Here is a 26,610-nt window from a genome sequence, read left to right on the forward strand (position 1 = left end):
TTAACAATATCAACGAACTTAGTGTTCGCAAAAAATCAAAAATTAACGGGTTAAAATAATCGCGCGAGCGCTATTCCAATCGCCAAAGCGGCGACCCCCAATATACAGCTCAATAATAAATAGCTTATGGCACTTAGCCAAGCCTGCATGTTAATAAGCGCGACAATTTCTAAAGAAAAAGTCGAAAAGGTAGTGAAGGCTCCTAAAAAGCCCACCATGATAAGCGGACGATAAGCTTCCAAGGAAGGTAATCTTTCATTGATCACCACAAAGGCAATACCCATCAAGGCACAACCCAACACATTAATCACTAATGTGGCGAATGGAAAAGGCAAGCTCCAAAAGCCATTGATCCAGCGCCCCATCTCATAGCGACTTAGAGCACCAAAGGCACCGCCTAGGGCAATCATCAAATACATCATTCTGCGCCCTTAAATACGTCTTGGTAACGTTTAACTGGACTGTTCGCATCTAACTCGGAGAGCCAATTAAGCTTATCGCCAATTTTTTGCTCTAAACCACGCTTCTCTGGCTGATAATATCGAGTTCCTTGCAGCGCTTCGGGAAGATATTGCTCCCCCGCCGCATACGCATGTTCTTCATTGTGCGCATAGCGATACTCATCCCCATGCCCCATGCTTTTCGCTAAAGAGGTTGGTGCATTGCGTAGGTGGATAGGTACTTCATAACTTGGCTGACTGGCTACATCAGCTTTAGCCTGACTAAATGCCATATAAACTGCATTACTTTTGGGGGCACAGGCCATATACACAGCCGCTTGAGCAATTGCTCGATTACCCTCTTTTGGCCCAACACGCTCGAAAACATCCCAAGCATTAAGACCGACTTGGAGGGCTCTTGGGTCTGCATTGCCTATGTCTTCAGAAGCGATCGCCAGTAAACGTCGAGCGATATATAAAGGATCACAACCACCATCAAGCATTCTTGCCATCCAATACAAGGCGCCATCTGGGGATGAGCCACGTACTGACTTATGAAAGGCCGAAATTTGGTCATAAAACACATCCCCATTGCGATCAAATCGACGCAAGCTGCCGCCAAGCACATCTTCAAGCTGCTCTTGGCTTACCGCAACATTTGGCTCAACTAGATCCGAGAGGATTTCTAAAAAGTTTAACCCACGACGAATATCCCCATCAGCGGCTTGAGCGAGTATGTCTAAATGCTCGCGACTAATAAGCAGGCCTTTCTGCCCCATACCTTGATTGTCGTCTTGCAAAGCGCGATTCAGCACCTTGGAGATGTCTTCTACTGCGGGAGTCTTCAGCCGATAAACTCGAGCCCGGGACAACAGTGCTGAATTGAGTTCAAACGCTGGATTTTCAGTGGTCGCTCCGATGAATAAAAAGGTGCCATCTTCGATGTAAGGCAAGAAAGCATCTTGCTGAGACTTATTAAATCGGTGTACCTCATCCACAAACAACACAGTCTGAGAGCCCTTCATCGCACGGCACTGCTGCGCTTGCTCAACCGCCGCACGAATTTCTTTTACCCCAGACATAACAGCAGAAATTTCGATAAATTGCGCCGAAAGCGCATGGCTAAGAAGTTGTGCGAAAGTGGTTTTTCCTACTCCTGGCGGACCCCATAGGATAAAAGAATGACAATGACCGGTTTCAACCATTCGTCTCAAGGGTTTACCGGGGCCAACCAAATGGGACTGACCAATGTAGTCATCCAATACGGTGGGCCTCATGCGTGACGCGAGAGGCTGGTAAGCGCCCGATGACATCTCAGCAAACAAGTCCTGCATTATTGCCCTTCTACGATAACGTCCACATTAGCGGGTAACTCTAACGAGAAGTTTTCTTTAGCCACCCCATCATGAGGCTCGACATTTTTAAACTCAATTACTGTCATCTGGCCAAGAGAGTCAACAATGCCCATGGCACTGATTACTTCCCTGCGAAAAGATAGAGTTAAGTTTTGGAACAGAGTATCCGACTCTTTTGGAGACAACCGAAACTTTTCATCCCCTAATTGGCTAATCTGGTAATGAGGCAGCACTTGCGCCGCCGGTTGCCCCAAGAGCGCCGCCGGAGAATTACCGATGGCACCCGCTAGCGGCTTCTTCGTGGCTTGCTCTAAGTCCACATCCCAGACAGTTATGCTTTCACCATCAGACAAAATTCTTTGTGGATAAGGTGAAACAGTGTCCCAAACAAATTGATTCGGTTTGGCTAACAAAAATATACCTTCACTGGCTTGCAGCTGTTTACCTGCCTCATCGTAGGTGACCTGGCGAAATTCCCCTTCGATATTTCGATTCTTTTCCAGTACGGATTCTAGAGCGGTACTAGCCGATGTTGCCGCGTAGGTAACGCTTGCCCAACCAACAACCAATACAGCGATAATGTTTTTCAACAAGGTATTCTCCAAAATTAAAACGTTTAGCGATTATTCGGGGATCAACACTTCCCTTTGGCCATTGGTTCCCATCGGCCCAACAAGGCCAGCGGCTTCCATAGCTTCTACTAGGTTAGCCGCTCGGTTATAGCCTATTTTTAAGCGACGCTGCACAGAAGAGATAGAAGCTTTACGGGTTTCAATCACTATTTTTACAGCTTCATCATACAAGGCATCTTTTTCATCATTGTCATCCCCTGTCATTAGATCTTCAGGATTCACCACCACATCATTAATGTATTCGGGCTCACCACGCTGCTTCCATTCTTCAACCACACCATGTACTTCATCATCTGAAACAAACGCCCCGTGCACACGAATTGGCGTTGGCAACCCTGCTGGTAAATAGAGCATATCCCCCATTCCCAGCAATTGATCGGCACCGCCTTGATCCAAAATCGTACGCGAGTCAATTTTCGATGACACTTGGAAAGCCATTCGAGTTGGTATATTCGCCTTTATCAAACCGGTTATCACATCCACCGAAGGTCGTTGGGTCGCCAAGATAAGATGTATACCTGCAGCGCGGGCTTTCTGAGCAATACGGGCAATCAGCTCTTCCACCTTCTTGCCCACTATCATCATCATATCGGCAAATTCATCTACCACGATCACAATATAAGGCAAAGGCTCTAAATGAGGTACGGTACGAGCCACACCGTCCTGAGAGAACATAGCGTCTTCAGGTTGCCATAAAGGGTCTTCGATTGGCGAACCGGCATCTATAGCATCCCTGACCTTTTTGTTGTAGCCAGCAATATTTCGCACCCCTAGCTTAGACATCAGCTTATAGCGACGCTCCATTTCATCCACGGACCAGCGCAAACCATTTGCAGCATCTTTCATATCAGTAATGACAGGCGTTAATAGGTGCGGAATTCCCTCATAAATGGAAAGCTCTAGCATTTTCGGGTCTACCATGATCATGCGCACTTCATCTGGGGTTGATTTAAGCAACATACTTAAGATCATGGCATTAACCCCAACCGACTTACCTGAACCTGTGGTACCCGCTACCAACACATGGGGCATTTTTGCTAAATCCACCACAACAGGCTCGCCAGAAATGTCATGACCTAGGGACAAAGTTAAGGGAGAGGACACCTTATCGTACATTTCGCAGTTAATGACCTCAGCAAAATACACCGTATCACGCACTTGATTTGGTATCTCGATACCAATTGTCGATTTGCCTGCGATCACCTCGACCACTCGCACACTCAATACACTCAGTGAACGGGCTAAATCTTTTGCCAAATTGGTGATTCTTGAAACCTTAACACCCGCCGCAGGTTGAATTTCAAAACGCGTAATCACGGGGCCGGGGTTTACTTCAACGACTTCGGCTTTTACTCCGAACTCGCGTAGTCGCTGCTCCAACAAATCAGACAAACTTAATAGCTCATCTTCGGTGTAGCCACCCTTTTTAGGTTTAGGGGTCGTCAATACGGAGCGATCTGGTAAGGAATACGTTTTGGCCTTATGATCTTCACTAGAATTGTCTGGACTATTATTCAGGCTATCTAATTGTTTAGCCTCAGAAAGAGTTCGCACTGTTGGTTTGTGGGCTGGAATCTCAGCAGTTTTTGGAGAGGTATGAGAGCTTTGTGTTTCTTCGGTTTTGCCAAACAACAATGCATCGGCTTGATCTTCGCTGACTGTGGCAAAGGCCTCATCCTCAGCAGGCAATTCTTCTTTCTTCAGCTCACGCGCTTGGGATACTGGTTTAGTGGACTCCCATTCCTCCTCTATGTATAAGGTATCGGCAATACTGACATCCTGCTCATCGAACAAGATGTCATCTAAACCATTAAACTCAGGCTCGTTATATTCTCTTTGCTCAGCTGAGTCTTGGCCTACTTTCTCCTTACGAGAAAACAGCGAACGCCATTTTGACACTGCCTTACCACTCTCTAACTCCGATTCGACTGGCTCCTCAATCTCTGCCTCATTCTTGATAGCAAGTGATAAATCCTGAGCTTCAGCCAATTTAGTTTGTTCATTATCGATTGCTTCAGCCTTAGCTTTATTGCCAGTAAGGCCTGCTAATAGCGCACGGCGTTTTTTACGAACGATGGCGGGCTCTTCGTCTTCCGCATTCAAATCGTCTTGATAGGATTCGCCTTGCTCATTTTGCTTATCACGTTTTTCAGCTTTAGAGGCTTGATAACGCTTTTTTAGCTTCGCTACGAATCGATAAGCTTTTTCCCCCACCGAGTCCATCAAAGCCAGCCAGTGTAATTGTGAGAGCAACGTAAATGACAATATCACCAACGCCAAACTCACCAATGTTGCGCCGTCATAGCCAATAAAATGAAATAAAATAACACCCAAGCCACGACCTAAAATGCCACCTGTACCGTATTGTAAATTAGGATCACCAACCGTGTGTAAAAAACACAGCACGGAACCAAAAGACAAATAGAGAAGAATACCTAAAGTACACAACAGAGCATTATTGATGGGTAATAATTGATGCGGGTTACGCCATAGAATAATGGCTACCCAAAGAAATAAAGGAGGAAGGGAGTAAAATAGGCTGCCAAAAAATCCTGAGGCGAGATCCGCTAAAATGGCACCGATGGGCCCCATTGAGTTCTGTATCACACCACCATTGCCAGAATAGAACCAACCGGCATCCTGTGGATGATAACTGTAGGTTGCCAACCCCAAAAAAAACAGCACCAATAGTGCAGCAATAAAAGCCGCCTGCTTGGCAAACATATCCCTAATTGGTGATCTTACCGACTCATTTGTACTTCTCGCCAAAATCGCATTCCCATTTATGTTAATTGCTACACACATTAAAGCTGTGAATTTATTGCCTAGCTTAACATAAAAAAAGCCAGCCCAAAGGGCTGGCTTTCGCTTTTACTCTAAGAAAGGGAAATCTTAGAAAGAAGCTTCAGCACCAACTACAGAGTAATCTGCAGTTGCTTTGTCTTCATAATCTACGTATGTAGCGAAGTAACGGATATCACCTACAGTGTAGTTAACAGTCGCTTCAACTAGGCCATCGTCTTTACGATCAACACCAGCAGAGTCTTCACCATCAAGAGTATAGTACTGAACTGCAGCAGAAAGTTCTTCCGTTAAAGCAAGATCTAGACCCAAACCGTAGTTGCTTGCATCTTTATCAGTAGTAGCCGTATCAACAAAAGAACCTGTTTGATAGAAAGCTGTGATAGTTGCAATGCCTGCAGGAATGCTTGCACCTAAAGTAAGGATATGCTCATCTGAACTTGCGCCACCAGACACACCCAACGTAACACCAGAAACATCAGTTGCGTAGTTAAACGCTATAGCGCCTTTGTTTTCACCTTCTGCAACTTCAAGAGCAACGGTTAGTTCATCGCTTACTGCGTAACGGATACCAAGACCAGTACCTAGATCTTCTTTAGCATCATCTAGATCTTCTTCAACGCCAGCACTGAATGCAGCATCATCACCCATAGAGCCATCGAAGTCACCGAACTGTACAGCACCTTGCTTAACATAGATTTCATCAAGGTCGAAACCACCGTCAGAACCAGTAGAGTCACCTTCCATATCTAGGTCAAAATATACAAGACCAGTATCACCGATGATGTTTACTTCACCTTCAGATCCTGCAGAATCAGCACCCTTATCAACAGACTTGTAGCTAAGACCAGCAGTACCTTTGAAAACTGGCTCTGCAGCAATAGTTGTAGTAGAAACAGCAGCTGCAACAGCAGTTACCGCAAACACAGAAGCAAGTTTAATCGCTTTCATTCAAGATTCCCCTTTAATTATATTATGTGGTCTTTATAGACCTATTAGTAAGTTTCTTCTTTGAACAAGAAACGTTGGTAAATCAACAATTTCAAGTATTCTAAAACCTATCAATTTCACTTTTATGACAAATTACACAATAGTGAAATTTAAAGTCGTTCCTAACACTGCAAATCGTTTGGTATTTGAATCACCGTTTCGGAATACCTCGATTAAAACCAAGTTTTCCATAGTGGGTCAAGCCATCCTTGCACTTTTTTTTCATTTTTTTGCATTTATCTCGTTTTTTTGAGTAAAAAACACCCAATGAGCCTAAAAAAACCTTTTCTTTTGAATAATGCATGCACATTAGAGCAAGATATCAACAATAATTGTGCATCTAAATCACAAGAGAAACGATTTTTTTTGCTTAATTCATCTATCGACGAAAAAGACTATAACTTTAAGTTTTTTTTCTCAATTCCCTTACAGAAAGCTTTTGTTAAGATAAATATCTTCTGTAAAGCAATGGTTTACAAATTTATGTCACCTATATCCCTTGAACCTGAACTAGTTTTGTTGTCAGAAAGTCCATTTGATACGCCAGATGCTAATCGTGCTTTAGAAGACCCTGAAGGCTTATGTGCCATCGGTGGTGATTTAAGCTCTGAGCGCCTAATTCATCTATACCAACATGGCTTTTTCCCTTGGTATAGTGACCCCGACCCTATACTTTGGTGGCATCCAGCCCAACGCTGCACCCTTATACCAGGTGATTTTCACACATCAAGGTCTCTTAATAAGGCACTTAAAAAACAAGCTTGGTTAGTCACCTGCAACCAGGCTTTTGAGCAGGTTATATGCCATTGCGCTCAACTACGAGAACAAAAAGAAGGCACTTGGATCAGCAGTGACATACAAAACGCTTACACAAAACTACACAGCTTAGGCTATGCCCATTCCATTGAAGTTTGGCTCGATCAACAACTTGTTGGCGGCTTTTATGGCGTCGCCATGGGAGACGTTTTTTTTGGTGAATCCATGTTTTCATTAGTTCCTAATGCTTCAAAAATCGCCCTCAAAACGCTTTGTGAATTGGCCAACCAGAGCAACATTAAATTAATTGATTGCCAAGTGGAGTCTGAGCATATGCTGTCGCTTGGTGCAAAACTCATGCCTAGAACGAAATTTATTGGCGAACTTGCTGCACACATCCCTACATCAAACAAAAATACAAGACTGGCAGATATAGCTAAGAAAAATGACGATCTGATGATTTTAGTATCGAATTAACCTCAAAACAGCCAACTAAGTTTGCCTTACGGTGGTTTTTTAGGCAGAATATGCACGATCAAAATTAAGGCGTCGCTCGTTAGCGTTTTCGACTAAACATTTACAGCGCTCAATTGATACGTTATTCGTTGCCATCAGGCTCTAGGGAAGGTACAAACAAGTCCACTGGCTTCAGCGTGTGGATAAACATTCCCTAACTTCGAATACCCATTAGGCTGACGCCTACTAACTATTAGTTAAACACCATAGGACACATATTGTGGCAAAAGAAGAAGGCTTAGAAATGGAGGGCACTATCATTGATACGTTGCCTAACACCATGTTCCGTGTCGAATTAGAAAACGGACACGTTGTTATCGCACACATCTCTGGTAAGATGCGCAAGAACTACATTCGTATTTTGACGGGTGATAAGGTAAAAGTGGAATTAACACCGTACGATCTTTCTAAAGGCCGTATCGTTTACCGCGCACGTTAATCATCGTTTATCACAAACGATGAGACATAAAAAAACCGGACTCCTGTCCGGTTTTTTTATGTCTTGTGAGCTAAGTTAGTGCAGAACAGCTTCTTTTTCGACACTAAAAGAGAGCACGTCTTGCTTTTCATCTAAGGCCACTACCACTTGCCCACCTTCAGTCAGGTCTCCAAATAGTATTTGCTCCGCCAAAGGCTTCTTCAAATGCTCTTGGATCACCCGAGCCATTGGTCGAGCCCCCATTTGCCTATCATAACCCTTGTTAGCCAACCAGCCTCGCGCGGTATCAGTAACCGTCAGCAGTACCCCCTTAGAGTCCAACTGAACTTGCAATTCCACCAAGAACTTATCCACCACATTGAAGATAATACGTTCATCCAATTGATTAAATTGAATGACGGCATCAAGGCGATTCCTAAACTCGGGTGTAAAAGTACGATTAATAACTTCCATACCATCACTCGAGTTATCTTGGCTAGAAAAGCCGATCGAGCGTTTAGCTAGCTCTTCTGCTCCGGCGTTTGACGTCATCACTAAGATCACATTACGGAAATCCGCCTTGCGGCCATTGTTATCTGTTAATGTGCCGTGATCCATCACTTGCAAGAGCAAATTAAAGACTTCAGGGTGCGCTTTCTCTATTTCATCGAGCAAGACCACACTATGAGGGTTCTTCGTCACGGCTTCTGTTAACAATCCGCCCTGGTCGAAGCCAACATAGCCCGGCGGCGCACCAATCAATCGAGACACAGCATGGCGCTCCATATACTCCGACATATCAAAGCGTATAAGTTCTAAGCCAAGCTGATGAGCAAGCTGCTTGGTGACCTCGGTTTTACCAACACCTGTAGGCCCAGCCATCAAGAATGAGCCAATAGGTTTCTGCTCTGCTTTAAGCCCTGCACGAGAGAGTTTAATGGCCGCCGATAGAGACTCAATGGCACCATCTTGACCAAACACCACCATTTTAAGGTTGCGCTCTAAGTTAGACAGTACTTGTCTATCATCTGAATTCACCGCTCTCACAGGGACTCGGGCAATTTTCGAGACAATGTCTTCGATATCTGCCACGCTAATTACCTGCTTACGCTTTTCTTCAGGCTGTAAACGCTGATAGGCACCCGCTTCATCAATGACGTCAATCGCCTTATCTGGCATATGACGATCCGTCACATAGCGCTGCGCAAGTTCTGCAGCCGCCAACAGGGCAGGCTCTTCATACTTAAGCTGATGATGCTCTTCAAAAGAGCTAATGATGCCTTTCAAGATTTGGTAAGTGTCATCAACACTCGGCTCATTCACATCAATCTTCTGGAAGCGACGTGCTAGCGCATGATCTTTTTCAAACACTCCGCGAAATTCTTGGAAAGTTGTTGAGCCTATGCAGCGCAAACCACCTGAACTCAATACGGGTTTTAGAAGGTTTGAGGCATCCATTACCCCACCAGAGGCGGCGCCCGCACCAATAATGGTGTGAATTTCATCAATAAACAAAATAGCATTGGGGAGTTTTTTCAACTCACCCAATAGCTGCTTAAGACGTTTTTCAAAATCTCCTCGGTATTTGGTTCCTGCAAGTAAGGCTCCCAAATCTAGAGAGTAAACAACGCCATCCGCAATAACTTCAGGTACTTGACCATCCACTATGCGCTTAGCTAAACCTTCTGCGATAGCGGTTTTACCCACCCCAGACTCACCCACTAAGAGAGGGTTGTTTTTGCGGCGACGAGAAAGAGTTTGAATCACCCGTTCCACTTCGTATTCACGGCCAATCAACTTATCGATTTTGCCAGCTTTGGCTTCTTCATTTAAGTTAGTGGCGAACTTTTGCAATGGCGCGGTTGTAGTATCTTCCGCTTCCGAATCTTCTTCACTGTACGTATCGCCCTGAGTGCCGTCACCCAATTTTGAAATACCGTGAGCTACATAGTTGACCACATCGATACGGGCAACATCATGGCGCTTCAATAGATAAACCGCCTGACTCTCTTGCTCACTAAAAATAGCCACCAGCACATTAGCACCCGTGACCTCTCGCTTACCAGATGACTGAACGTGAAACACAGCACGCTGCAGAACTCGTTGGAAGCCCAAAGTTGGCTGCACTTCTCGCTCTTCATCGTCTTCAGGGATAAGTGGGGTGGTACTATCTACGAACTCTTCAAGCTCTTTAGATAGAACATCTAAACTAACACCGCAAGCCGTCATCACACCACTGGCGGCTTTATTGTCTATAAGAGCCAGTAACAAATGCTCTACTGTCATGAATTCATGGCGCTTATCACGCGCCGCTTTAAAGGCCGTATTCAGGGTTTGCTCTAGTTCTTTATCTAACATTGCTATTCCCTCACTCTGAAATCAGTCGACTTTTTGTAGGTCACACATTAAGGGGTGCTCATTTTGTTCTACAAACTGTTGTACCATTGCCACTTTAGTTTCTGCAATATCAAAAGGGTAGACACCACACACACCTTTACCCCTCTGATGAACTTCTAACATTACCTGATTGGCTTTCTCTCCATCCATTGAGAAAAAACGCTGAAGCACAAATACGACAAAATCCATTGGCGTATAATCATCATTAAATAACACCACCTGGTACATGGAAGGCGGCTTTAACTCTGTCTCTTCCGGTGCCAGCAAAACATCATGACGGCCATGCTGCTCGTCATCTGCACCCAATCTAATTTTGTTACTCTTGGTCATTAATTACTCTCTACCAATAAATAGTTACGCTACATTAAATCAAACATATAACGCCCTACTTTTCTAGTAAAGACTGACGTCAGATGAGTTTGATTTTACAAATTCACAATCCGCTTCTACGCTCAATAGTAGAAAAACTGAATGCGCAAGCTATGCTTAAAGCACCATTTTAGCATTGAATGCTGTGAAACAATTCACACCTAATTTGCAATTTTTAACATTTATTTTTCGACGACTAGATTATAACTGTGAAGTACCAACCCTTTTAACTAAGCTTTCATTCAAAGGGCCTATATAGGCTAGAGTAACTAAGGAGTAACTCATGCATCGCGGATCAGTCAAATGGTTCAATAACGCCAAAGGTTATGGTTTTATCATTAGTGACGAATTTACAGAGGACCTTTTTATTCATTACTCAGCTATAAATGTCGAAGGGTATAAAACCTTAAAAGCGGGACAAGACGTTAGTTTCCAAGTTGAACCTGGTAACCGCGGACTCCATGCCATAGACATCACCCCTCTCGACTCTTCTAAAGACCCAACCGATCAAGAAACACAACAAGCTCAAGCATAAGACAGCACTTTTGCCCATAAGTTGTTATGATGGTTAGGAATAAAAAACTATTATTCTTAACCATTTATTTCTTGTGTCTAGTGATTAAATTAAGCTTATGTCATCCCACTTAATTCTCTTTAACAAACCTTTTCGCGTGATGAGCCAATTCTCACCTGAAGGGGATAAAACCACCCTTGCTCAATTCATCGACGTCGCTGACTTTTATCCTGCAGGGCGATTAGATTTTGATTCCGAAGGCTTACTTCTGCTGACCAATCACGGTCCGTTACAACACATCATTGCCTCGCCCGATTTCAAGATGGCTAAAACCTATTGGGTGCAAGTAGAGGGTGAAATCACCCAAGAGGCGATTGAACAACTGCAAGCAGGCGTAACGTTAAAAGATGGTTTAACCAAACCTGCCATCGCAGAATGTATCGAAGAGCCCGACTTTGACCCAAGAGTCCCACCAGTGAGGTACCGCGAAAGCATTCCCACTAGCTGGATCTCATTACAAATAAAAGAAGGTAAGAACCGTCAAGTGAGACGCATGACGGCGGCGGTTGGGTTTCCCACCTTACGTCTCATCCGTTACGCTATAGGCCCTTTCACACTAGACAATATCCCGATTGGCCAATGGCAATATACTGACCTTTCGCCAATACTTGCCAAAGAGGTTGAACAGTTTGAGCAACGAAGAAGTAAGACAGCCTCACCTAACCGTGGCGGCCATCATCAAAAAGGACGACAAGTACCTCATGGTAAAAGAGTGGCAGGACGGTCAACTGGTACTAAACCAGCCCGCCGGACACATAGAAAACCATGAGAGTGCAATGGAAGCTGTGATTCGTGAAACACTAGAAGAGTCTGGCTGGCGAGTGAAGCCTACTGGCCTGCTGGGCCTTTATAGTTTTACACCGCACCCCGATGCGGACACTTACCACAGGCTTTGTTTTGTTTGTGAAGCGGTCGCTTGTGAAACTAACGAATTAGACAAAGACATCGTTTCCAGCCATTGGCTCAGCCATGCAGAGATCAAGACACACGCGCTTCGCAGCCCCTTGGTCATGACCTGCATTGAAGATTACCAAAACAACCCCATTATACCCCTATGCTTTATGTCGGATCAGTTTTTAACGCCTGATTCAGCACCAATATAATGATACCATTAGCCCACTTACATTCATTCGAGGCCAAGCCTCAACGTTAAACGAGTAATTCACAGGTCATGAAAGCGAACCAAGCGACACCCAGCGTAAACAGCACCAAAAAAGTCATTGTCGGAATGTCCGGCGGTGTCGACTCTTCCGTATCTGCGCTTATTTTGATGCAGCAGGGTTATCAAGTCGAAGGTCTTTTCATGAAGAACTGGGATGAAGACGACGGCACTGAATATTGCACAGCAAAAGATGACTTAGCCGATGCTCAAGCCGTCAGTAACACACTGGGAATAAAGCTCCATACAGCCAACTTTGCAGCTGAATATTGGGACAATGTTTTCGAACACTTTTTAGAAGAATATAAAGCTGGCCGCACTCCCAACCCAGACATTTTGTGTAACAAAGAAATCAAATTTAAAGCCTTCTTGGAATACGCCCTAGCTCTTGGCGCAGACTACATAGCGACTGGCCATTACGTGCGCCGTGGCGAAAAAGATGGAGAGCCTCTGCTACTAAAAGGTCTTGATGGCAACAAGGACCAAAGCTACTTCTTGTACGCTGTGGGCAAAGATGAAATTGCTAAAACACTCTTCCCTGTGGGAGAACTTGAAAAGCCAGAAGTAAGACGTTTAGCGGAAGAATTTCAACTCATTACCCACAACAAAAAAGACAGCACAGGCATTTGTTTTATTGGCGAGCGTCGCTTTAAAGACTTCCTTGAACAATACCTCCCAGCCCAGCCTGGCAATATTGAAACCCTAGAGGGGGATAAAATTGGTCGCCACCACGGTCTCATGTATCACACTATAGGTCAGCGCCAAGGACTTGGTATTGGCGGTTTAGCAAATTATTCAGATGATCCATGGTATGTAGTTGAAAAAGACTTAGAGCGCAATGTATTAGTCGTTACCCAAGGTGGCCAGCATGAATCGTTATTCAAGAGCCATTTAATGGCCGACAATTTTGACTGGGTGGCACGCCACAAGCCAGAACTGCCACTGACCTGCAAAGCAAAATGCCGCTACCGTCAGCCGGATCAAGACTGCACGCTTTATGAAACCGAAGACGGGCGCATTGAAGTGGCCTTTACAGAACCACAACGAGCGATTACACCGGGACAGTCTGTGGTTTTTTACCTAGATGACGTGTGCCTTGGTGGCGGTATCATCAACCAAGCATTCAATAAATAATTGAGACAGCAGGCAGTAGATTCGTGAACAGTCAAGAAAAGCAGCAAAGCATTGCATTAAGCGCGATTTTTCAAGCCGCTGAATTAGTCGCCACGCTCGCCAAAACAGGTACGGTGGATAAAGATGCGCTTCGCCCTATGGTGGAAAGTATCTTAGTACTCAACCCGCAGACAACCGAAGACATCTACGGTGGTTCTTGGGATCATCAGACCAATCTAGCTCTGGGCCGTCGCATTGCCAAGCAAGCGTTAGGCAAAGACCGAAACAGCGTCAATCCAGACACGTTAAGATACGCGTTAAGCCTAGTACACCTTGAAGGTAAGCTGTCAAAAGATACCAACATGCTGTCGACAATAGGTCAGAAAATCTCCCAAATTGAACAGAAAAAAGGCCATTACGATGACGATGTTTTGCATGAAAATATGCTGGCGTCGATCTCCGGAATGTACCAAGACACTTTAAGTAAGCTGGCCTTTCGTATTCAAGTGCAGGGAGACAGCCGTTTCTTACAACAGGCGCCCATTGCCAATCAAGTGCGCAGTATTTTAATGGCGGGTATTCGCGCCGCTATGCTTTGGCGACAACTGGGCGGTAAGCGCTGGCATTTAATCTTCAAACGTAAGGCACTGTTAAATGCATTAGCAGCGCGTCATTAAAAGCACATCAAAAAGGCCGATAATTATTCGGTCTTTTTTTGCTTAGCAATAGGTTTAAATTATCGAAAAAAACCTGATCACAAGACTCTTAAAGAAACGCTAATCGTTAAAATCACTGATATCAATTTTGAGTATATCTTGAGCCAATGTATTTTAAGTTTTTTTTTCGGTAGTATGTCGAACAAATTTTTAATCTGCTCAGTCAGCTTAATTAAGGGAATGGCGGCCAAAAGTCACCTTCGAACCAATGGGCGATAGAGCCTGAAATGTTAGGGGAATTACATGTCGAAACAAACCATCTATTACACTTTGACCGATGAAGCACCTGCGTTAGCAACCTCATCTTTGCTTCCTATCTTTGGCGCTTTTGCGAAAGAAGCCGATATAGAACTAAAACTTACCGATATCTCTCTAGCTGGTCGTATCATTGCAGCATTCTCTGATCGCCTACCAAGCGAGCAACAAGTCGTAGATGGCTTGAAGTTCCTTGGCGACATCACTGCCGACCCAAAAGCCAACATTGTTAAACTACCTAACATCAGTGCTTCTTTGCCACAGCTAAACGCTGCGATTAAAGAACTACAAGAGCAAGGCTATGACATCCCTGCTTACCCAGAAACTGCCACAACGGACGAAGAGAAAGAAGTACAGTCTCGTTACTCTAAACTTCTAGGTAGTGCGGTAAACCCTGTACTACGTCAAGGTAACTCTGACCGTCGTGCACCAGCAGCCGTTAAAGGTTTTGCTCGTAAAAACCCACACTCAATGGGTGCTTGGAAAAAGACGTCTACTAGCCATGCAGACTACATGCGCGGCGGGGACTTCTTCTCTTCTGAACAGTCCGTTACCATGGACAAAGATCAAACGGTTCGTATTGAATTCGTTGCTAAAGACGGTTCGGTAGAGTTGAAAAAATCTTTGCCATTGATCGCTGGTGAAGTACTGGACAGCATGAACATGAGCTGCAAACAGCTACGTGCTTTCTTCGAAGAAACACTACAAGACGCTAAAGAAAACAACATCATGTGGTCTCTACACGTGAAAGCGACCATGATGAAGGTGTCTCACCCTATCGTTTTCGGTCACGCGGTAACGGTTTTCTTCAAAGACGTTTGGGAAAAATACGGCGAGTTGTTTGACGAAATCGGTGTTAACCCAAACAACGGCCTAGGCAGCGTTTACGACAAAATTAAATCCCTTCCTGAAGCAAAACAAGAAGAGATCAAACAAGCTATCGAAGCCTGTTACGAAACACGTCCTGAGCTTGCGATGGTTGATTCCGACAAAGGCATCACTAATCTACACGTACCAAGTGACGTAATCGTTGATGCCTCTATGCCAGCAATGATCCGTAACTCTGGTCAAATGTGGGGCCGTGACGGCAAGTCTAAAGACACGAAAGCGGTTATGCCAGAAAGTACTTACGCGCGCATTTACCAAGAAACCATCAACTTCTGTAAAACTAATGGTGCGTTCGACCCAGTCACTATGGGTACGGTACCAAACGTTGGTTTGATGGCTCAAAAAGCACAGGAATACGGTTCTCACGACAAAACTTTCGAAATGAAAGCAGACGGTGTGATGCGCATTCTTGATGAAAACGGCCAAGTATTGATGCAACACGAAGTTGAAAAAGGCGACATCTGGCGTGCTTGTCAAACTAAAGATGCACCGATTCGCGACTGGGTAAAACTGGGCGTAACCCGTGCCCGTCAATCTGATACACCAGCTGTATTCTGGCTAGAAGAAGATCGCGCTCACGATATCCAACTTCGTAAAAAGGTTGAGACTTACCTACAAGACCATGACACAACAGGTCTAGACATTCGCATCATGCCTTACAACGAAGCAATTCGTTTCTCTATGGAACGCATCATGCGCGGTCAAGACACTATCTCTGTAACAGGTAACGTACTACGTGACTACCTAACAGACTTGTTCCCAATCATGGAACTTGGCACATCTGCAAAAATGCTGTCTATCGTACCTATGCTATTAGGCGGTGGTATGTACGAAACAGGTGCGGGTGGTTCGGCTCCGAAACACGTTCAGCAGCTGATGGAAGAAAACCACCTACGTTGGGATTCTCTTGGTGAGTTCCTTGCGGTAGCGGTATCTTTTGAAGAGCTAGGCATTAAGAACGACAACCCAAAAGCCATTGCTCTAGCGAAAGCCCTAGATAAAGCAACCGGTCGTTTGTTGGATACTAACAAGTCTCCTTCTCGTAAAGCTGGCGAACTGGACAACCGTGGCAGCCACTTCTACCTAGCAATGTACTGGGCACAAGAACTTGCTTCGCAAACTGACGATGCTGAATTGGCGGCTAAGTTTGCCCCGCTAGCGAAGCAGTTAACAGAGCAAGAAGAAAAAATTGTCGCAGAACTTGCTGCCGTTCAAGGCTCACCAGCCGGTCTTGAAGGCTACTACCATGTTGACCTAAACGAAGTTGAAAAAGTGATGCGACCAAGCGCGACATTCAACCAAGTATTAGCGTCTCTATAAGCTTTTCGCAAGCTTCTATAGCAACAATCAAAGCCCAGATTTTCATCTGGGCTTTTTTGTGCTCTAACCTTCCCTGTTGCCCTGTATTCCCTAAGCGCTTTTGCCTATAATAGCGACTTCCTGAAATCCTTCTTCGAGGCCCAATCTCAATGGAATTAACTAGCTTAAACGCAATTTCCCCTATCGACGGTCGTTACGGATCGAAAACCAATGTATTACGTCGCTCTGTCAGCGAGTACGGTTTACTACGTATGCGAGTCATAGTCGAAATTCGTTGGTTGCAAGCCCTTGCGAATCACCCGCAAATTATTGAAGTACCTGCCCTAAGCCCTGCAGCAAACAGCTTTTTAGATGCACTTGCTGAAAACTTTAGCGAAGCAGATGCTCAAGCGATCAAAGATATTGAGAGAACAACCAACCACGACGTAAAAGCTGTTGAGTATTTCATTAAGAACAAGATGGCCGATAACGCTGAATTAGCGGCGGTGTCTGAGTTTGTACACTTTGCTTGTACCTCTGAAGATATTAACAACCTATCCCATGCCTTGATGTTGCGTGAAGCCCTAGCGGATGGCATCACCCCTGAGCTAAAAAATGTCATTAGTGCCATTGAAGATTTAGCCATTGAGCATGCTGAGCAACCTATGCTGTCTCGTACCCACGGACAAACCGCCTCCCCTTCTACCGTTGGTAAAGAAATGGCCAATGTGGCAGCGCGCTTAAGCCGTCAGCTAAAACAAATCGAAAGTGTCGAATTCCTAGGTAAGATTAACGGTGCAGTAGGTAACTACAACGCCCACCTTTCTGCTTACCCGGATGTAGACTGGCAAGCCCACGCAGAACAATTTGTTACCTCATTGGGCCTAACTTGGAACCCTTACACCACGCAAATTGAGCCACACGATTACATTGCTGAGCTGTACGATGCCATTGCTCGTTTCAACACTATCCTAATCGACTTCGACCGTGACGTTTGGGGCTACATCTCAATGGGCTTCTTCAAGCAGAAAACCATTGCGGGCGAAATCGGCTCCTCTACTATGCCTCATAAAGTTAACCCGATCGATTTTGAAAACTCAGAAGGTAACTTAGGCATCGCCAATGCCATCCTGGGTCACCTAAGCGCTAAGTTGCCTATCTCTCGCTGGCAGCGTGACCTAACAGACTCTACGGTATTGCGTAACCTAGGTGTTGGTCTTGCTCACAGCCTTATTGCTTACCAAGCGACCTTAAAAGGCATTAGCAAGTTGGAAATCAATGCCCCTCGCCTAAATGCAGACCTAGACGCTGCTTGGGAAGTCTTGGCAGAGCCAATTCAAACCGTAATGCGTCGTTACGGCATCGAGTCTCCATATGAGAAGCTAAAAGAGCTGACTCGTGGACGCACGATCGATCAAGCGACCATTGAAGCCTTTGTAGAGACACTAGAACTACCAGAGCAAGCGAAAGCGGAGTTAAAAGCGTTAACACCTGGTAACTACATAGGTAATGCAGTCGCACAAGCGAAAGCCATTCGCGGTTAAGTTATCAATTTTAGCCTCTAGAAAAGAGCCGATTTATCGGCTCTTTTTCATTCTCTCTAGCCTTTTTTCTCGGTATCAACACATGATGGATTTAGACACGCCTTTAAGCTTACTTGGTGGCATGACAGCAAAAACCTTTTTAGAGGAATACTGGCAGCAAAAGCCACTATTGATCCGTGCAGGTCTGCAAAACTTTGAACTTCCGCTAGACGCTAACGAGCTAGCAGGCATGGCGATGGAAGAAGAGGTCGAGTCCCGAATTGTTATTGAGAAAGGAGTCAAGCCTTGGCAGTTACTGCAAGGCCCATTTGATGAAGCCACTTTTAGTTCCTTGCCTGAACAGGAATGGACACTATTAGTTCAAGCGGTTGATCACTGGATTCCTGAAATTCAAACATTGAAAGAACAGTTCCAGTTTTTACCAAGCTGGCGTCTCGACGATGTGATGGCAAGTTACGCGACAAAGGGTGGCAGTGTTGGCCCACACTATGATCAATACGATGTATTCCTAGTGCAAGTAAGCGGTGCTCGTCGCTGGCAGGTACTAGCCCCAGAGCAATATCAGGACAGCGCCATTCAAGGCATCGATTTGCACATCCTCGATAACTTCAACATTGATACAAGTATGGACTGGGCGCTAGAGGCTGGTGACATCCTCTACTTACCGCCAAACTTTGCTCACAATGGCCGTGCCCTAGATGACGACTGCATGACCTACTCCATTGGTTTTCGCGCACCCAGCATGCAGGATGCCTTAACAGGTTTGCGTGATAAAATTTGTGAAGAAGTTAATCCTAAACATAGGTTCAGTGCCCCAGAAACCTTTAACCGTGAACACTCTGCTCAAATACATGACGACGACATTCAATATTTATCAGATCAGCTGAGCCAATTAATTGCTCAGCCTGAGCGTCTTGCCCAATGGCTAGGCACCACCATGAGCGAGGTCAAATACCCTGAATACATGGCGGCTTTGAATCAGCAAGAAGTGGATCAGACTTTTGAGCAAGCGGCCCAGGGGCAAACCTTTATCCGCCCTGGGGATGCCCGAGTTTGTTACTATAATAACCCTAGAACCCATAAGCTTGCGGTCTTCTGTAATGGTCAGCAGATCGACATTCACTCTGATCTAACCGCCTTTGTGCAAGCGGTTTGCGAACAAACTGAGTTCGATTTTTCTGGGTTGGATTTCAAGCTGAATAACGATCTTGAGCCCCTAGTGCGCTTCTTGATTTCGCAACAGGGATTAATTGAACTTGTTGCTAACCCAGACGATACAGAAGATTAGAGGAAGCCCATTGAAAGCCTTAACCTCCGATTGGAACAGCAGCCAAGCACAGATCACCTTTGTTCGCACTCAGGTGTTTATTGTCGAACAAGGAATTGACCCAGCAGATGAGTGGGACGATGAAGATCAGCAGGCTGTGCATTTTGTATGTTTTGGCACGACTGCGGTGCCCATTGGTACTTGCCGCTTAACGGAGCAAGGGCAAATTGGTCGCTTGGCCGTCCTAGAAAATTACCGTCACCAAGGCTTTGGCAAAATGCTGATCAATAAGGCAGTTTCGGTCGCCCGAGAAATGGGCATTTCCCAAGTGTATTTAAATGCACAGGTAGATGCGCAAGTTTTCTATGAAAAGATTGGCTTTAAAGGCGATGGTAAGATCTTTTTAGAAGCGGGTAAAATGCACACTCGAATGATGAGAGACATTTAATAGACGTTTGTCGGATACAAAAAAGCGAGGCTTTAGCAAGCCTCGCTTTTTTATTGCCAGTCGTTTAATTAAACAACTGCAATCAGCTCAACATCAAACTGTAGAACAGAAAAAGGTTGAATCATCGCGCCAGCGCCTTGTGCACCGTAAGCCAATTCCGCAGGAATAGTAAGACGGTATTTCGCGCCTTCTTTCATAAGCTGCAAACCTTCCGTCCAACCAGCAATAACGCCAGTTAGTGGGAATTCGATCGGCTCACCGCGAGCAATTGAGCTATCGAATACCTGACCGTCGATTAAACGACCTTCGTAATGAACACGAACAGTAGACTCTAGAGCAGGTGTTGCACCCGTACCTTCTTCAAGTACTTCAAATTGCAAACCGCTTTCCGTTACCTGCACGCCTTCTTTTGCTTTGTTTTCAGCAAGGAAAGCTTCGCCAGCTTGTACGTTGCCTTCAGAAGCAGCGCGCGTTTTTTCTTCCATTTTTGCTTGAAGCTCAGCAAAAGCAGCCTCTAGTTCAGCACCAGGAACACGCATTTCAGCTTGGTTCAAAGCATCTTCAATCGCAGCGAAAAGGTGCGTTAAAGACAGTTCGCCAAGATCGCTACCGCGAAGTTGATCACCAATTTGACGGCCGATGCCGTATGCGATTTTAGCTTCATTCGAGTCGAACGACAGTTCTGACATGTTTAAACTCTCTTATTCGTAAATGTAAATTTGAGGGCGCATTATAGCACAGCCAAGCAGGATACGACACGCTGATAGCCTGCACGAAAGTATGCGGTAGATATTAAAAAAAACCATCGTATTAATAGTGTTTGCAAATGATACTGATTATCATTAATATTGAATTACATTCTGAGAACAAGGAATAATTCGATGGAAAGCCAGAGCTTTATAAAAGCCAGCCCTGATCAACAATTTAACCTGAAGCCCCAACGTAAAAAGACGGATTATTGGGGAATATTGTTTGTGAGTATTGTTTTATTTTCTTCCGCAAGCTGCTTTATTCTCGACAGCTATCACGACCATAGTGAGAAAACCACCAGCCGTTATTTAAGCACTGAGAACTTTGAACAATCAAGCTAACTCTCACTTTGTGATGAGTTAACACTGGTCACATTGCTGCCTGTCCGTTACACTTAACTGTATAAATAACCAGTTAAGTGTAACCATGATTCTTTATATCGCCGAAAAGCCCAGCTTAGCACGCGCCATTGCCGCTGCATTTCCACCCCCTCAAAAAAAAGCCGACGGTTGTATCTGGCTCGCCAATGGGGATTGTATCAGCTGGTGTATTGGTCACTTACTCGAACAAGCCGAACCTCACATTTACAACAGCGCCTTTAAAAGCTGGAATTTTGATCACCTTCCCATCATCCCTGAAGAATGGCAATGGCAGGAAAAAAGCCAAACTAAGAAGCAACTTGGGGTACTGAAAAAACTCATCAAACAAGCGACAACGCTCGTTCACGCTGGGGATCCAGACCGTGAAGGACAGCTTCTAGTGGATGAAGTATTACACTACTGTAAAGTCCCCGCCACTAAGCTCAAATCGGCTCACAGGCTTTTAGTGAATGATCTCACCCCTAGCGCCATCAAGAAATCGTTGGGGCAACTAAAAAGCAACAGTGAGTTCTCTGCTTTATCACGATCGGCACTGGCTCGTGCTAGAGCGGACTGGCTGTATGGCCTTAACCTGACACGGGCTTACACCATCAAAGGCCGTCAGGCGGGTTATCAAGGGGTGCTGTCCATAGGACGCGTGCAAACTCCAGTATTAGGCTTGGTAGTCAATCGAGACAAGCAAAGAGAAAACTTTGTCGCTAAAGATTTTTACCAAGTTTGGGCCCATATCACCACAGAGAGTAGCGAAGCGTTTCAGGCAAAATGGCGACCTAGTGAGCATTGCGCCCCTTACATGGACGAGGAAAAGCGAGTGTTAAGTTTACCCTTGGCTCAAAATGTTGCCAAGCGCATCCGTGACAAGCCTGCCATCGTGACCCAGGCCAGCTACCAGCAAAAAAAGCAAGCGCCACCATTACCCTATAATTTATCTAGCTTACAAATCGATGCTGCAAAAGCTTTTTCAATGTCTGCACAACAGGTTCTCGACACTTGCCAAACCCTGTATGAACGACATCAAATTATTACCTACCCTCGCTCTGACTGCCGCTACTTACCCAGTGGTCAGCACCAAGATGCCAAGGCCATTTTGCAAGCGCTTGGCCAGTCTGGAGAAGAATTCCAAGCCGCTATTCAAGGTGCGGATGTTACACGCCGCAGCAAAGCTTGGAATGACAAACAAGTCAGCGCCCATCACGCTATTATCCCCACCACTCAAGCCCATAAAGCAGGAAAATTGAACAGTACTGAGAAGAAAATTTTTCAACTAATTACTCGCCAGTACTTGATGCAGTTTTACCCTCCCTACGAATACCTCGCTTCGGCCATAACACTGACGATTGAAGGAGGCCAATTCGAAGCTAAAGGAAACACGCCCACAATATTGGGCTGGAAAACTTTATTACCGAAGAAGTCGGTCACAAAAGACAATAATGAAGAACAAACCATGCTGCCGAAACTTAGCAAGGGTCAGCAGTTGTGGTGTAGCCATGGCCAAGTCGAGGAAAAAGTTACCACGCCTCCCGCAGCTTTTACCGACGCAACCTTGCTGGCCGCCATGACAGGAATAAGCCGCTTTGTCAGCGACCCACAAATTAAAGCCATCCTAAAAGACAGTGATGGATTAGGCACGGAAGCCACACGGGCGAGTATTATAGAGTTACTTTTTAAACGCGGCTTTCTGATAAGAGAAGGTAAGCAAATTCACGCCAGTAAAACGGGTAGAAGCTTTGCGGACTGCTTGCCTGAGTCTATAGTGACACCTGATATGACCGCCCAATGGGAGTCGAATCTAAACGCTATGAGTCTCAATGAGACGAGCTACGAGTCGTTCATGAGCGGCCTAGAATTGAACCTACACAATTTGCTACAAACGTCGAAAGATATCCCGGTTAGTGCGTTACAAAATCTACCGCCAGCAACGAAGAAAAGCTATCGAAGACCTGCCGGTAGAAAACGCTCAACAGGCACTAAGACTTCTCGTAAAAGGTCCGCTAAAGCCTAGGTTAGCCAAAAGCTAACCAAACGCCTACCCCCATCATTAACGAGCCAGCAATGCGGTTCATGATACGAACATTACCACTTTTCATAAGCAAGGATTTCAAGGTTTTACCGCCAGTGGCATAAATTAATAAGCAGCTGAACTCTAGGCTTAAGATAATGGCAATAAGCAGTGTTAACTGGCCTGCTAATGGCTGAGAGGCATCTAAAAACGGCGGCAGTAAAGCCACAAAAAACGCCCATCCTTTTGGGTTCGCAATCGCGGTAACAAAGCCTTGGGAAACCAAGTCATAATAAGATACCTGTGCCGTATTTTCGCTATCTTGCTTGATGGCCATCTTGCCTTTTGACAACCACATCTGCACACCGATATAGGCAAGGTAGATACCACCAATATATTTAAATACCGTGAACACATCTGGGTAATTCAACAGCAGAGCCGCTACACCTAATGCGGATAGTGCAGCCACTACACCTACCCCTACAAGCTCTCCTAGCATCATCCATAAAGCACGCTTCACACCTATAGTCATGCCAAGGGTCATGGCGAGCGTCATACACATACCAGGAGTAATCGAGACGAAAAAGAAAGTTGGAATAAATGCCGACAAAAGCGCAAAGTTCACAATTGAACTCCCTGTATCAATTAGCAAAGAAAAATTTAACGATTGGCGAGTTAATCACGAAAAAAGAACGCTCACAAGCCTTTATTTTAGAAGCGCTTTTTCTCAGTAAAAGTGGACTCATCAATGAACTGTTCCCACTCTTCATCCAGCGCTTCAGTGCTTTTATCTGGAAGGCTGTCATCTACTGGTGGCGCAGTTATCTCTGCTGAAATATCAGCAATGACAGCATTGAATTCATCAATAATGGGCAAAACTTGTGGAGTATCTTTGATAGGTGCTAGCTGAGAAATGGCTTCTTTGTAGATTTGAATGGCATTTTCTTTCTTACCATTTAGATACGCTTGTTTGGCTTGAAAAGCATAGAAATCTGCACTTACTTGATATTTATAAAGCATTAATAACCCTTCATAACGCTGCACAACATCTAGCGACAGCTGCTTTTCTTTATGGGCTAATAATAGATAGCTTCTCAAGGATTCAAACAAACGCTTTAAACCACTAATCAAAAGTTCATCATTAATAGGTTTTGGCCGACGTGTATCTTCATTAGCTTGAAAACGCTTGAGTTCTTCCGCAAAACGCGTCCGCTTTTTAGCGATAGCGATATCAGACTTTAATGTCTGAATTTCATCACAAACAGCTACGACCCGACCAAACAGCCAAATGCGCATATCTTTCGGTTGATACTGAGAGGGAATATCATCAATAAAACCGCGCAGTAGTCTCAATTGATTATCAAGCCGAGTTAGCTTGCGCAGTTTTTCCTGACGAGCCTGTTCCTTAAATTGCAGCACTATCGCTAGTACAATAACGCTTCCTATCAGGAGTAAAAGAATAAATATGGCGATTTCTGTCATGAGTAAAAAACGTGTCCTATACGATCTCCAACTTACCAAACCAGCGAGTTAAAAATCGATACATTGTATGTTAATGGTTCTAGCTGCACTCCATCCATAAAGTAGTGGTACCGAATATCCTGCATTCAAACGTCAACTCATGTTTTTTATATCACACCCAGACAGGTGAATACATATAAAAAAGGCCAGCTAAGCTGGCCCTTTGGATCAATTAAGAACACTTATGATAATGAATAACCTAACAACATATAGAAGATTGCCGCAGATAAAATACCTGACGCAGGGACAGTAATGACCCAAGCTGCCGCAATTCGCAGTAAAGCAGAACGCTTCACTAACTCTTTCTTCGTGGCTTTCTTCAGGCCTTTACGCTCGCGTGAACTAATAGGTGAAGAGGCTTGCTCTTGTTTAAGTTCTCGTAAAATCGCACGTTTCTCTTCGACACCAGCCTGTTTGAAACGCTCCACAAAAGCCTGTGTTTGCTTGCCGTCATGGCCTGCATCTTCAGAGTGAGAAATGATCGCCGCCAATTTTTTATCATAGGATACTTTTAGGTATTCACGCAGGAAACCCACACCAAACACACCGCCCACAGCGATATGCGTCGAGCTTACCGGCAAACCTAATTGAGAAGCGATGATTACGGTAATCGCCGCCGCCATTGCGACACAGTAAGCTCGAGTTTTATCCAGCTCAGTGATTTCTGTGCCCACAGTACGAATCAGTTTTGGACCAAATAGCGCTAAGCCAATCGCAATACCTATAGCACCCACTAACATGACCCAAAGAGGAATCGCCGCCTTGCTCGATACTGCTCCCGTGGTGAGTGCATCGGTTATAGCAGCCAAAGGCCCTATAGCATTAGCGACATCATTCGCACCATGAGCAAAACTTAATAATGCCGCAGAAACGATTAGTGGAAGCGTGAACAAATTGTTTACGTCATCTTTAGTATTTGACAACGATGCAGCTGCCTTTTCAACAACGGGACGTACAGCGAAATATGCAGTGAGAGCAATAGCAAAACCAATAAGCCCTGCAGAGACGATATCAAGCGACCAAAGCTTCTTAAGACCTTTTAGTATCAAGTACGTTGAAAATGCCCAAACCATAAGCCCAACCAACAAAGGTACGGTCTTCTTAGCCGCTTCTAGCATATCGCCTTTATAAGTGACATTGCGCTTAATGTAGATCAAAAAGCCTGCAGCAATAAGCCCACCTAAAACAGGGGAGATTACCCAACTAGCTGCGATGGCGATCATTTGATTCCAGTTAGCAATGTCCCAACCGCCCGCGGCAATACCAGCACCTAATACACCACCTACAATCGAGTGCGTAGTGGATACCGGAGCACCAAGATAAGTCGCTAGGTTTAACCAAATAGCACCCGCTAATAGCGCCGCCATCATCACCCAAATAAAGGTTTCAGCTTCCGCAATAGCACTTGGAACGATGATGCCTTTTTTAATCGTACCGACAACCTGCCCACCAGCAATAATTGCCCCGGCAGCTTCAAAAACAGCTGCGATCAGGATAGCCCCTGTCATGGACAAAGCTTTAGCGCCAACGGCAGGCCCAACGTTATTTGCTACGTCATTAGCACCAATATTCAACGCCATGTAAGCACCGATAGCAGAGGCTACGGCCAAAATAGAAACATTAGAAACACCAATGCCAAGGGTTGAAGCGTAAAATCCAGACACTAGAATAAATGCTAGGGCGATTAATACGCGAATAAACTCATTTCCCCCCAATAGGGTCGAATTTTGATTAGGGTTATTTTGTTGATCCATACCGGCTCTTCTACTTAATTAAATTAATGCCAAACTCTTAATGACGAATCCGCAAGTCACTAACAAAGTGTACGTCCTAACACCCGAGATAATTTGACCACACACCTACAGTGTCATATTTCTGTAAGATATATTTCGGGCGCCATTCTACACTGGGATAAATAAGATATATACCCCTAGTTTTAGGGTATAAAAAAGGCGCCTGACGTTTTATCCAAAGATCAGGCGCCTTAGAAAACACATCACTTCAAAAAGCGTATTACGACGT

24 protein-coding genes are annotated in these 26,610 nt (G+C 44.9%); 13 read left to right on the forward strand and 11 right to left on the reverse strand.

Going from position 1 to position 26,610, the window contains the following annotated elements; genetic code table 11:
- Positions 1–50 precede the first annotated feature (50 nt).
- From crcB to ABJF92_RS11445, 5 genes are all read right to left on the reverse strand, one after another.
- Positions 51–422 (reverse strand): fluoride efflux transporter CrcB, encoded by a 372-nt coding sequence (gene crcB / locus ABJF92_RS11425; RefSeq protein WP_446815917.1) that lies wholly within the window; start codon positions 420–422, stop codon positions 51–53.
- Positions 419–1,774 (reverse strand): replication-associated recombination protein A, encoded by a 1,356-nt coding sequence (locus ABJF92_RS11430; RefSeq protein WP_446815918.1) that lies wholly within the window; start codon positions 1,772–1,774, stop codon positions 419–421. The genes crcB and ABJF92_RS11430 overlap by 4 nt, the downstream gene beginning before the upstream one ends.
- Entirely contained in the window at positions 1,774–2,388 is a 615-nt protein-coding gene (gene lolA, locus ABJF92_RS11435; protein WP_446815919.1) for an outer membrane lipoprotein chaperone LolA, read from the reverse strand. Before lolA ends, ABJF92_RS11430 begins: the two co-directional genes overlap by 1 nt.
- Positions 2,389–2,418: 30 nt before the next feature.
- Positions 2,419–5,196, reverse strand: coding sequence for a DNA translocase FtsK 4TM domain-containing protein (locus tag ABJF92_RS11440; protein WP_446815920.1), 2,778 nt, complete (start codon positions 5,194–5,196; stop codon positions 2,419–2,421).
- 123 nt (positions 5,197–5,319) lie between these two features.
- A complete protein-coding gene (locus ABJF92_RS11445) occupies positions 5,320–6,180 on the reverse strand; it encodes a hypothetical protein (protein WP_446815921.1) in 861 nt (286 codons plus the stop codon).
- Between the two features lie 306 nt (positions 6,181–6,486).
- On the opposite strand from ABJF92_RS11445, the gene aat reads away from it, so the two are divergent.
- Positions 6,487–7,452 (forward strand): leucyl/phenylalanyl-tRNA--protein transferase, encoded by a 966-nt coding sequence (gene aat, locus ABJF92_RS11450; RefSeq protein ID WP_446815922.1) that lies wholly within the window; start codon positions 6,487–6,489, stop codon positions 7,450–7,452.
- A 259-nt stretch (positions 7,453–7,711) separates the two neighbouring features.
- Entirely contained in the window at positions 7,712–7,930 is a 219-nt protein-coding gene (gene infA / locus ABJF92_RS11455; protein WP_012070936.1) for a translation initiation factor IF-1, read from the forward strand.
- Positions 7,931–8,005: 75 nt separating this feature from the next.
- Here infA and clpA read toward each other — a convergent pair whose 3' ends face one another.
- Both clpA and clpS read right to left on the reverse strand, forming a co-directional pair.
- Complete coding sequence (gene clpA / locus ABJF92_RS11460) at positions 8,006–10,267, reverse strand: ATP-dependent Clp protease ATP-binding subunit ClpA (RefSeq protein ID WP_446815923.1); 2,262 nt, start codon at positions 10,265–10,267, stop codon at positions 8,006–8,008.
- A 21-nt stretch (positions 10,268–10,288) separates the two neighbouring features.
- Positions 10,289–10,636: an ATP-dependent Clp protease adapter ClpS gene (gene clpS / locus ABJF92_RS11465; protein WP_446815924.1), complete on the reverse strand. Its 348-nt coding sequence runs from the start codon at positions 10,634–10,636 to the stop codon at positions 10,289–10,291.
- A 322-nt stretch (positions 10,637–10,958) separates the two neighbouring features.
- On the opposite strand from clpS, the gene ABJF92_RS11470 reads away from it, so the two are divergent.
- The 9 genes from ABJF92_RS11470 (at position 10,959) to ABJF92_RS11510 (ending at position 19,938) form a co-directional block, all read left to right on the forward strand.
- Positions 10,959–11,210 carry a cold shock domain-containing protein gene (locus ABJF92_RS11470; protein WP_446815925.1) on the forward strand — a complete coding sequence of 84 codons (252 nt, stop codon included), beginning with the start codon at positions 10,959–10,961 and terminating at the stop codon, positions 11,208–11,210.
- 97 nt (positions 11,211–11,307) lie between these two features.
- On the forward strand, positions 11,308–12,018 hold the full coding sequence (locus ABJF92_RS11475) for a pseudouridine synthase (protein WP_446815926.1): 711 nt from the start codon (positions 11,308–11,310) through the stop codon (positions 12,016–12,018).
- The gene (locus tag ABJF92_RS11480) at positions 11,951–12,352 is read left to right on the forward strand and encodes an NUDIX domain-containing protein (protein WP_446815927.1); all 402 of its coding nucleotides are present in this window, start codon (positions 11,951–11,953) and stop codon (positions 12,350–12,352) included. Before ABJF92_RS11475 ends, ABJF92_RS11480 begins: the two co-directional genes overlap by 68 nt.
- 68 nt (positions 12,353–12,420) lie before the next feature.
- Positions 12,421–13,542 (forward strand): tRNA 2-thiouridine(34) synthase MnmA, encoded by a 1,122-nt coding sequence (gene mnmA, locus ABJF92_RS11485; protein WP_446815928.1) that lies wholly within the window; start codon positions 12,421–12,423, stop codon positions 13,540–13,542.
- A 23-nt stretch (positions 13,543–13,565) separates the two neighbouring features.
- Complete coding sequence (gene hflD, locus ABJF92_RS11490; RefSeq protein ID WP_446815929.1) at positions 13,566–14,198, forward strand: high frequency lysogenization protein HflD; 633 nt, start codon at positions 13,566–13,568, stop codon at positions 14,196–14,198.
- 282 nt (positions 14,199–14,480) lie between these two features.
- Entirely contained in the window at positions 14,481–16,700 is a 2,220-nt protein-coding gene (locus ABJF92_RS11495) for an NADP-dependent isocitrate dehydrogenase (RefSeq protein ID WP_446815930.1), read from the forward strand.
- A gap of 149 nt (positions 16,701–16,849) precedes the next feature.
- The gene (gene purB / locus ABJF92_RS11500; RefSeq protein WP_446815931.1) at positions 16,850–18,223 is read left to right on the forward strand and encodes an adenylosuccinate lyase; all 1,374 of its coding nucleotides are present in this window, start codon (positions 16,850–16,852) and stop codon (positions 18,221–18,223) included.
- Between the two features lie 82 nt (positions 18,224–18,305).
- Positions 18,306–19,511 (forward strand): JmjC domain-containing protein, encoded by a 1,206-nt coding sequence (locus ABJF92_RS11505; RefSeq protein ID WP_446815932.1) that lies wholly within the window; start codon positions 18,306–18,308, stop codon positions 19,509–19,511.
- A gap of 10 nt (positions 19,512–19,521) precedes the next feature.
- On the forward strand, positions 19,522–19,938 hold the full coding sequence (locus tag ABJF92_RS11510) for a GNAT family N-acetyltransferase (protein ID WP_446815933.1): 417 nt from the start codon (positions 19,522–19,524) through the stop codon (positions 19,936–19,938).
- Positions 19,939–20,006: 68 nt separating this feature from the next.
- On the opposite strand, the gene ABJF92_RS11515 is transcribed toward ABJF92_RS11510, so the two are convergent.
- On the reverse strand, positions 20,007–20,627 hold the full coding sequence (locus tag ABJF92_RS11515) for an FKBP-type peptidyl-prolyl cis-trans isomerase (protein ID WP_445975144.1): 621 nt from the start codon (positions 20,625–20,627) through the stop codon (positions 20,007–20,009).
- A 192-nt stretch (positions 20,628–20,819) separates the two neighbouring features.
- Between ABJF92_RS11515 and ABJF92_RS11520 the strand changes: the two genes are divergently transcribed.
- Positions 20,820–21,029, forward strand: coding sequence for a hypothetical protein (locus ABJF92_RS11520; protein WP_446815934.1), 210 nt, complete (start codon positions 20,820–20,822; stop codon positions 21,027–21,029).
- Positions 21,030–21,114: 85 nt separating this feature from the next.
- Entirely contained in the window at positions 21,115–23,070 is a 1,956-nt protein-coding gene (locus tag ABJF92_RS11525; protein WP_446815935.1) for a DNA topoisomerase III, read from the forward strand.
- Position 23,071: 1 nt separating this feature from the next.
- Here the strand turns inward: ABJF92_RS11525 and ABJF92_RS11530 are convergent, their stop codons facing one another.
- The 3 genes from ABJF92_RS11530 to ABJF92_RS11540 all read right to left on the reverse strand — a co-directional run bounded on the left by ABJF92_RS11530 (position 23,072) and on the right by ABJF92_RS11540 (position 26,342).
- Positions 23,072–23,692, reverse strand: a complete 621-nt coding sequence (locus ABJF92_RS11530) for a LysE family translocator (protein WP_446815936.1) — start codon at positions 23,690–23,692, stop codon at positions 23,072–23,074.
- An 86-nt stretch (positions 23,693–23,778) separates the two neighbouring features.
- On the reverse strand, positions 23,779–24,549 hold the full coding sequence (locus tag ABJF92_RS11535) for a hypothetical protein (protein WP_446815937.1): 771 nt from the start codon (positions 24,547–24,549) through the stop codon (positions 23,779–23,781).
- Positions 24,550–24,770: 221 nt separating this feature from the next.
- Positions 24,771–26,342, reverse strand: a complete 1,572-nt coding sequence (locus ABJF92_RS11540) for an inorganic phosphate transporter (protein ID WP_446815938.1) — start codon at positions 26,340–26,342, stop codon at positions 24,771–24,773.
- Positions 26,343–26,610 lie beyond the last annotated feature (268 nt).

The organism is Marinomonas sp. (assembly GCF_039940335.1).
GTDB lineage: Bacteria > Pseudomonadota > Gammaproteobacteria > Pseudomonadales > Marinomonadaceae > Marinomonas.

Bases quoted from the DNA above. Each gene is read 5' to 3' on its own strand.
- ABJF92_RS11525 (WP_446815935.1), top strand. From the start codon at position 21,115: ATGATTCTTTATATCGCCGAAAAGCCCAGCTTAGCACGCGCCATTGCC.
- ABJF92_RS11505 (WP_446815932.1), top strand. From the start codon at position 18,306: ATGATGGATTTAGACACGCCTTTAAGCTTACTTGGTGGCATGACAGCA.
- ABJF92_RS11470 (WP_446815925.1), top strand. From the start codon at position 10,959: ATGCATCGCGGATCAGTCAAATGGTTCAATAACGCCAAAGGTTATGGT.
- ABJF92_RS11540 (WP_446815938.1), bottom strand. From the start codon at position 26,342: ATGGATCAACAAAATAACCCTAATCAAAATTCGACCCTATTGGGGGGA.
- mnmA (WP_446815928.1), top strand. From the start codon at position 12,421: ATGAAAGCGAACCAAGCGACACCCAGCGTAAACAGCACCAAAAAAGTC.
- clpA (WP_446815923.1), bottom strand. From the start codon at position 10,267: ATGTTAGATAAAGAACTAGAGCAAACCCTGAATACGGCCTTTAAAGCG.
- purB (WP_446815931.1), top strand. From the start codon at position 16,850: ATGGAATTAACTAGCTTAAACGCAATTTCCCCTATCGACGGTCGTTAC.
- crcB (WP_446815917.1), bottom strand. From the start codon at position 422: ATGATGTATTTGATGATTGCCCTAGGCGGTGCCTTTGGTGCTCTAAGT.
- ABJF92_RS11480 (WP_446815927.1), top strand. From the start codon at position 11,951: ATGGTAAAAGAGTGGCAGGACGGTCAACTGGTACTAAACCAGCCCGCC.
- ABJF92_RS11495 (WP_446815930.1), top strand. From the start codon at position 14,481: ATGTCGAAACAAACCATCTATTACACTTTGACCGATGAAGCACCTGCG.
- ABJF92_RS11515 (WP_445975144.1), bottom strand. From the start codon at position 20,627: ATGTCAGAACTGTCGTTCGACTCGAATGAAGCTAAAATCGCATACGGC.
- clpS (WP_446815924.1), bottom strand. From the start codon at position 10,636: ATGACCAAGAGTAACAAAATTAGATTGGGTGCAGATGACGAGCAGCAT.
- ABJF92_RS11520 (WP_446815934.1), top strand. From the start codon at position 20,820: ATGGAAAGCCAGAGCTTTATAAAAGCCAGCCCTGATCAACAATTTAAC.
- ABJF92_RS11535 (WP_446815937.1), bottom strand. From the start codon at position 24,549: ATGACAGAAATCGCCATATTTATTCTTTTACTCCTGATAGGAAGCGTT.
- aat (WP_446815922.1), top strand. From the start codon at position 6,487: ATGAGCCTAAAAAAACCTTTTCTTTTGAATAATGCATGCACATTAGAG.
- ABJF92_RS11475 (WP_446815926.1), top strand. From the start codon at position 11,308: ATGTCATCCCACTTAATTCTCTTTAACAAACCTTTTCGCGTGATGAGC.
- ABJF92_RS11445 (WP_446815921.1), bottom strand. From the start codon at position 6,180: ATGAAAGCGATTAAACTTGCTTCTGTGTTTGCGGTAACTGCTGTTGCA.
- ABJF92_RS11430 (WP_446815918.1), bottom strand. From the start codon at position 1,774: ATGCAGGACTTGTTTGCTGAGATGTCATCGGGCGCTTACCAGCCTCTC.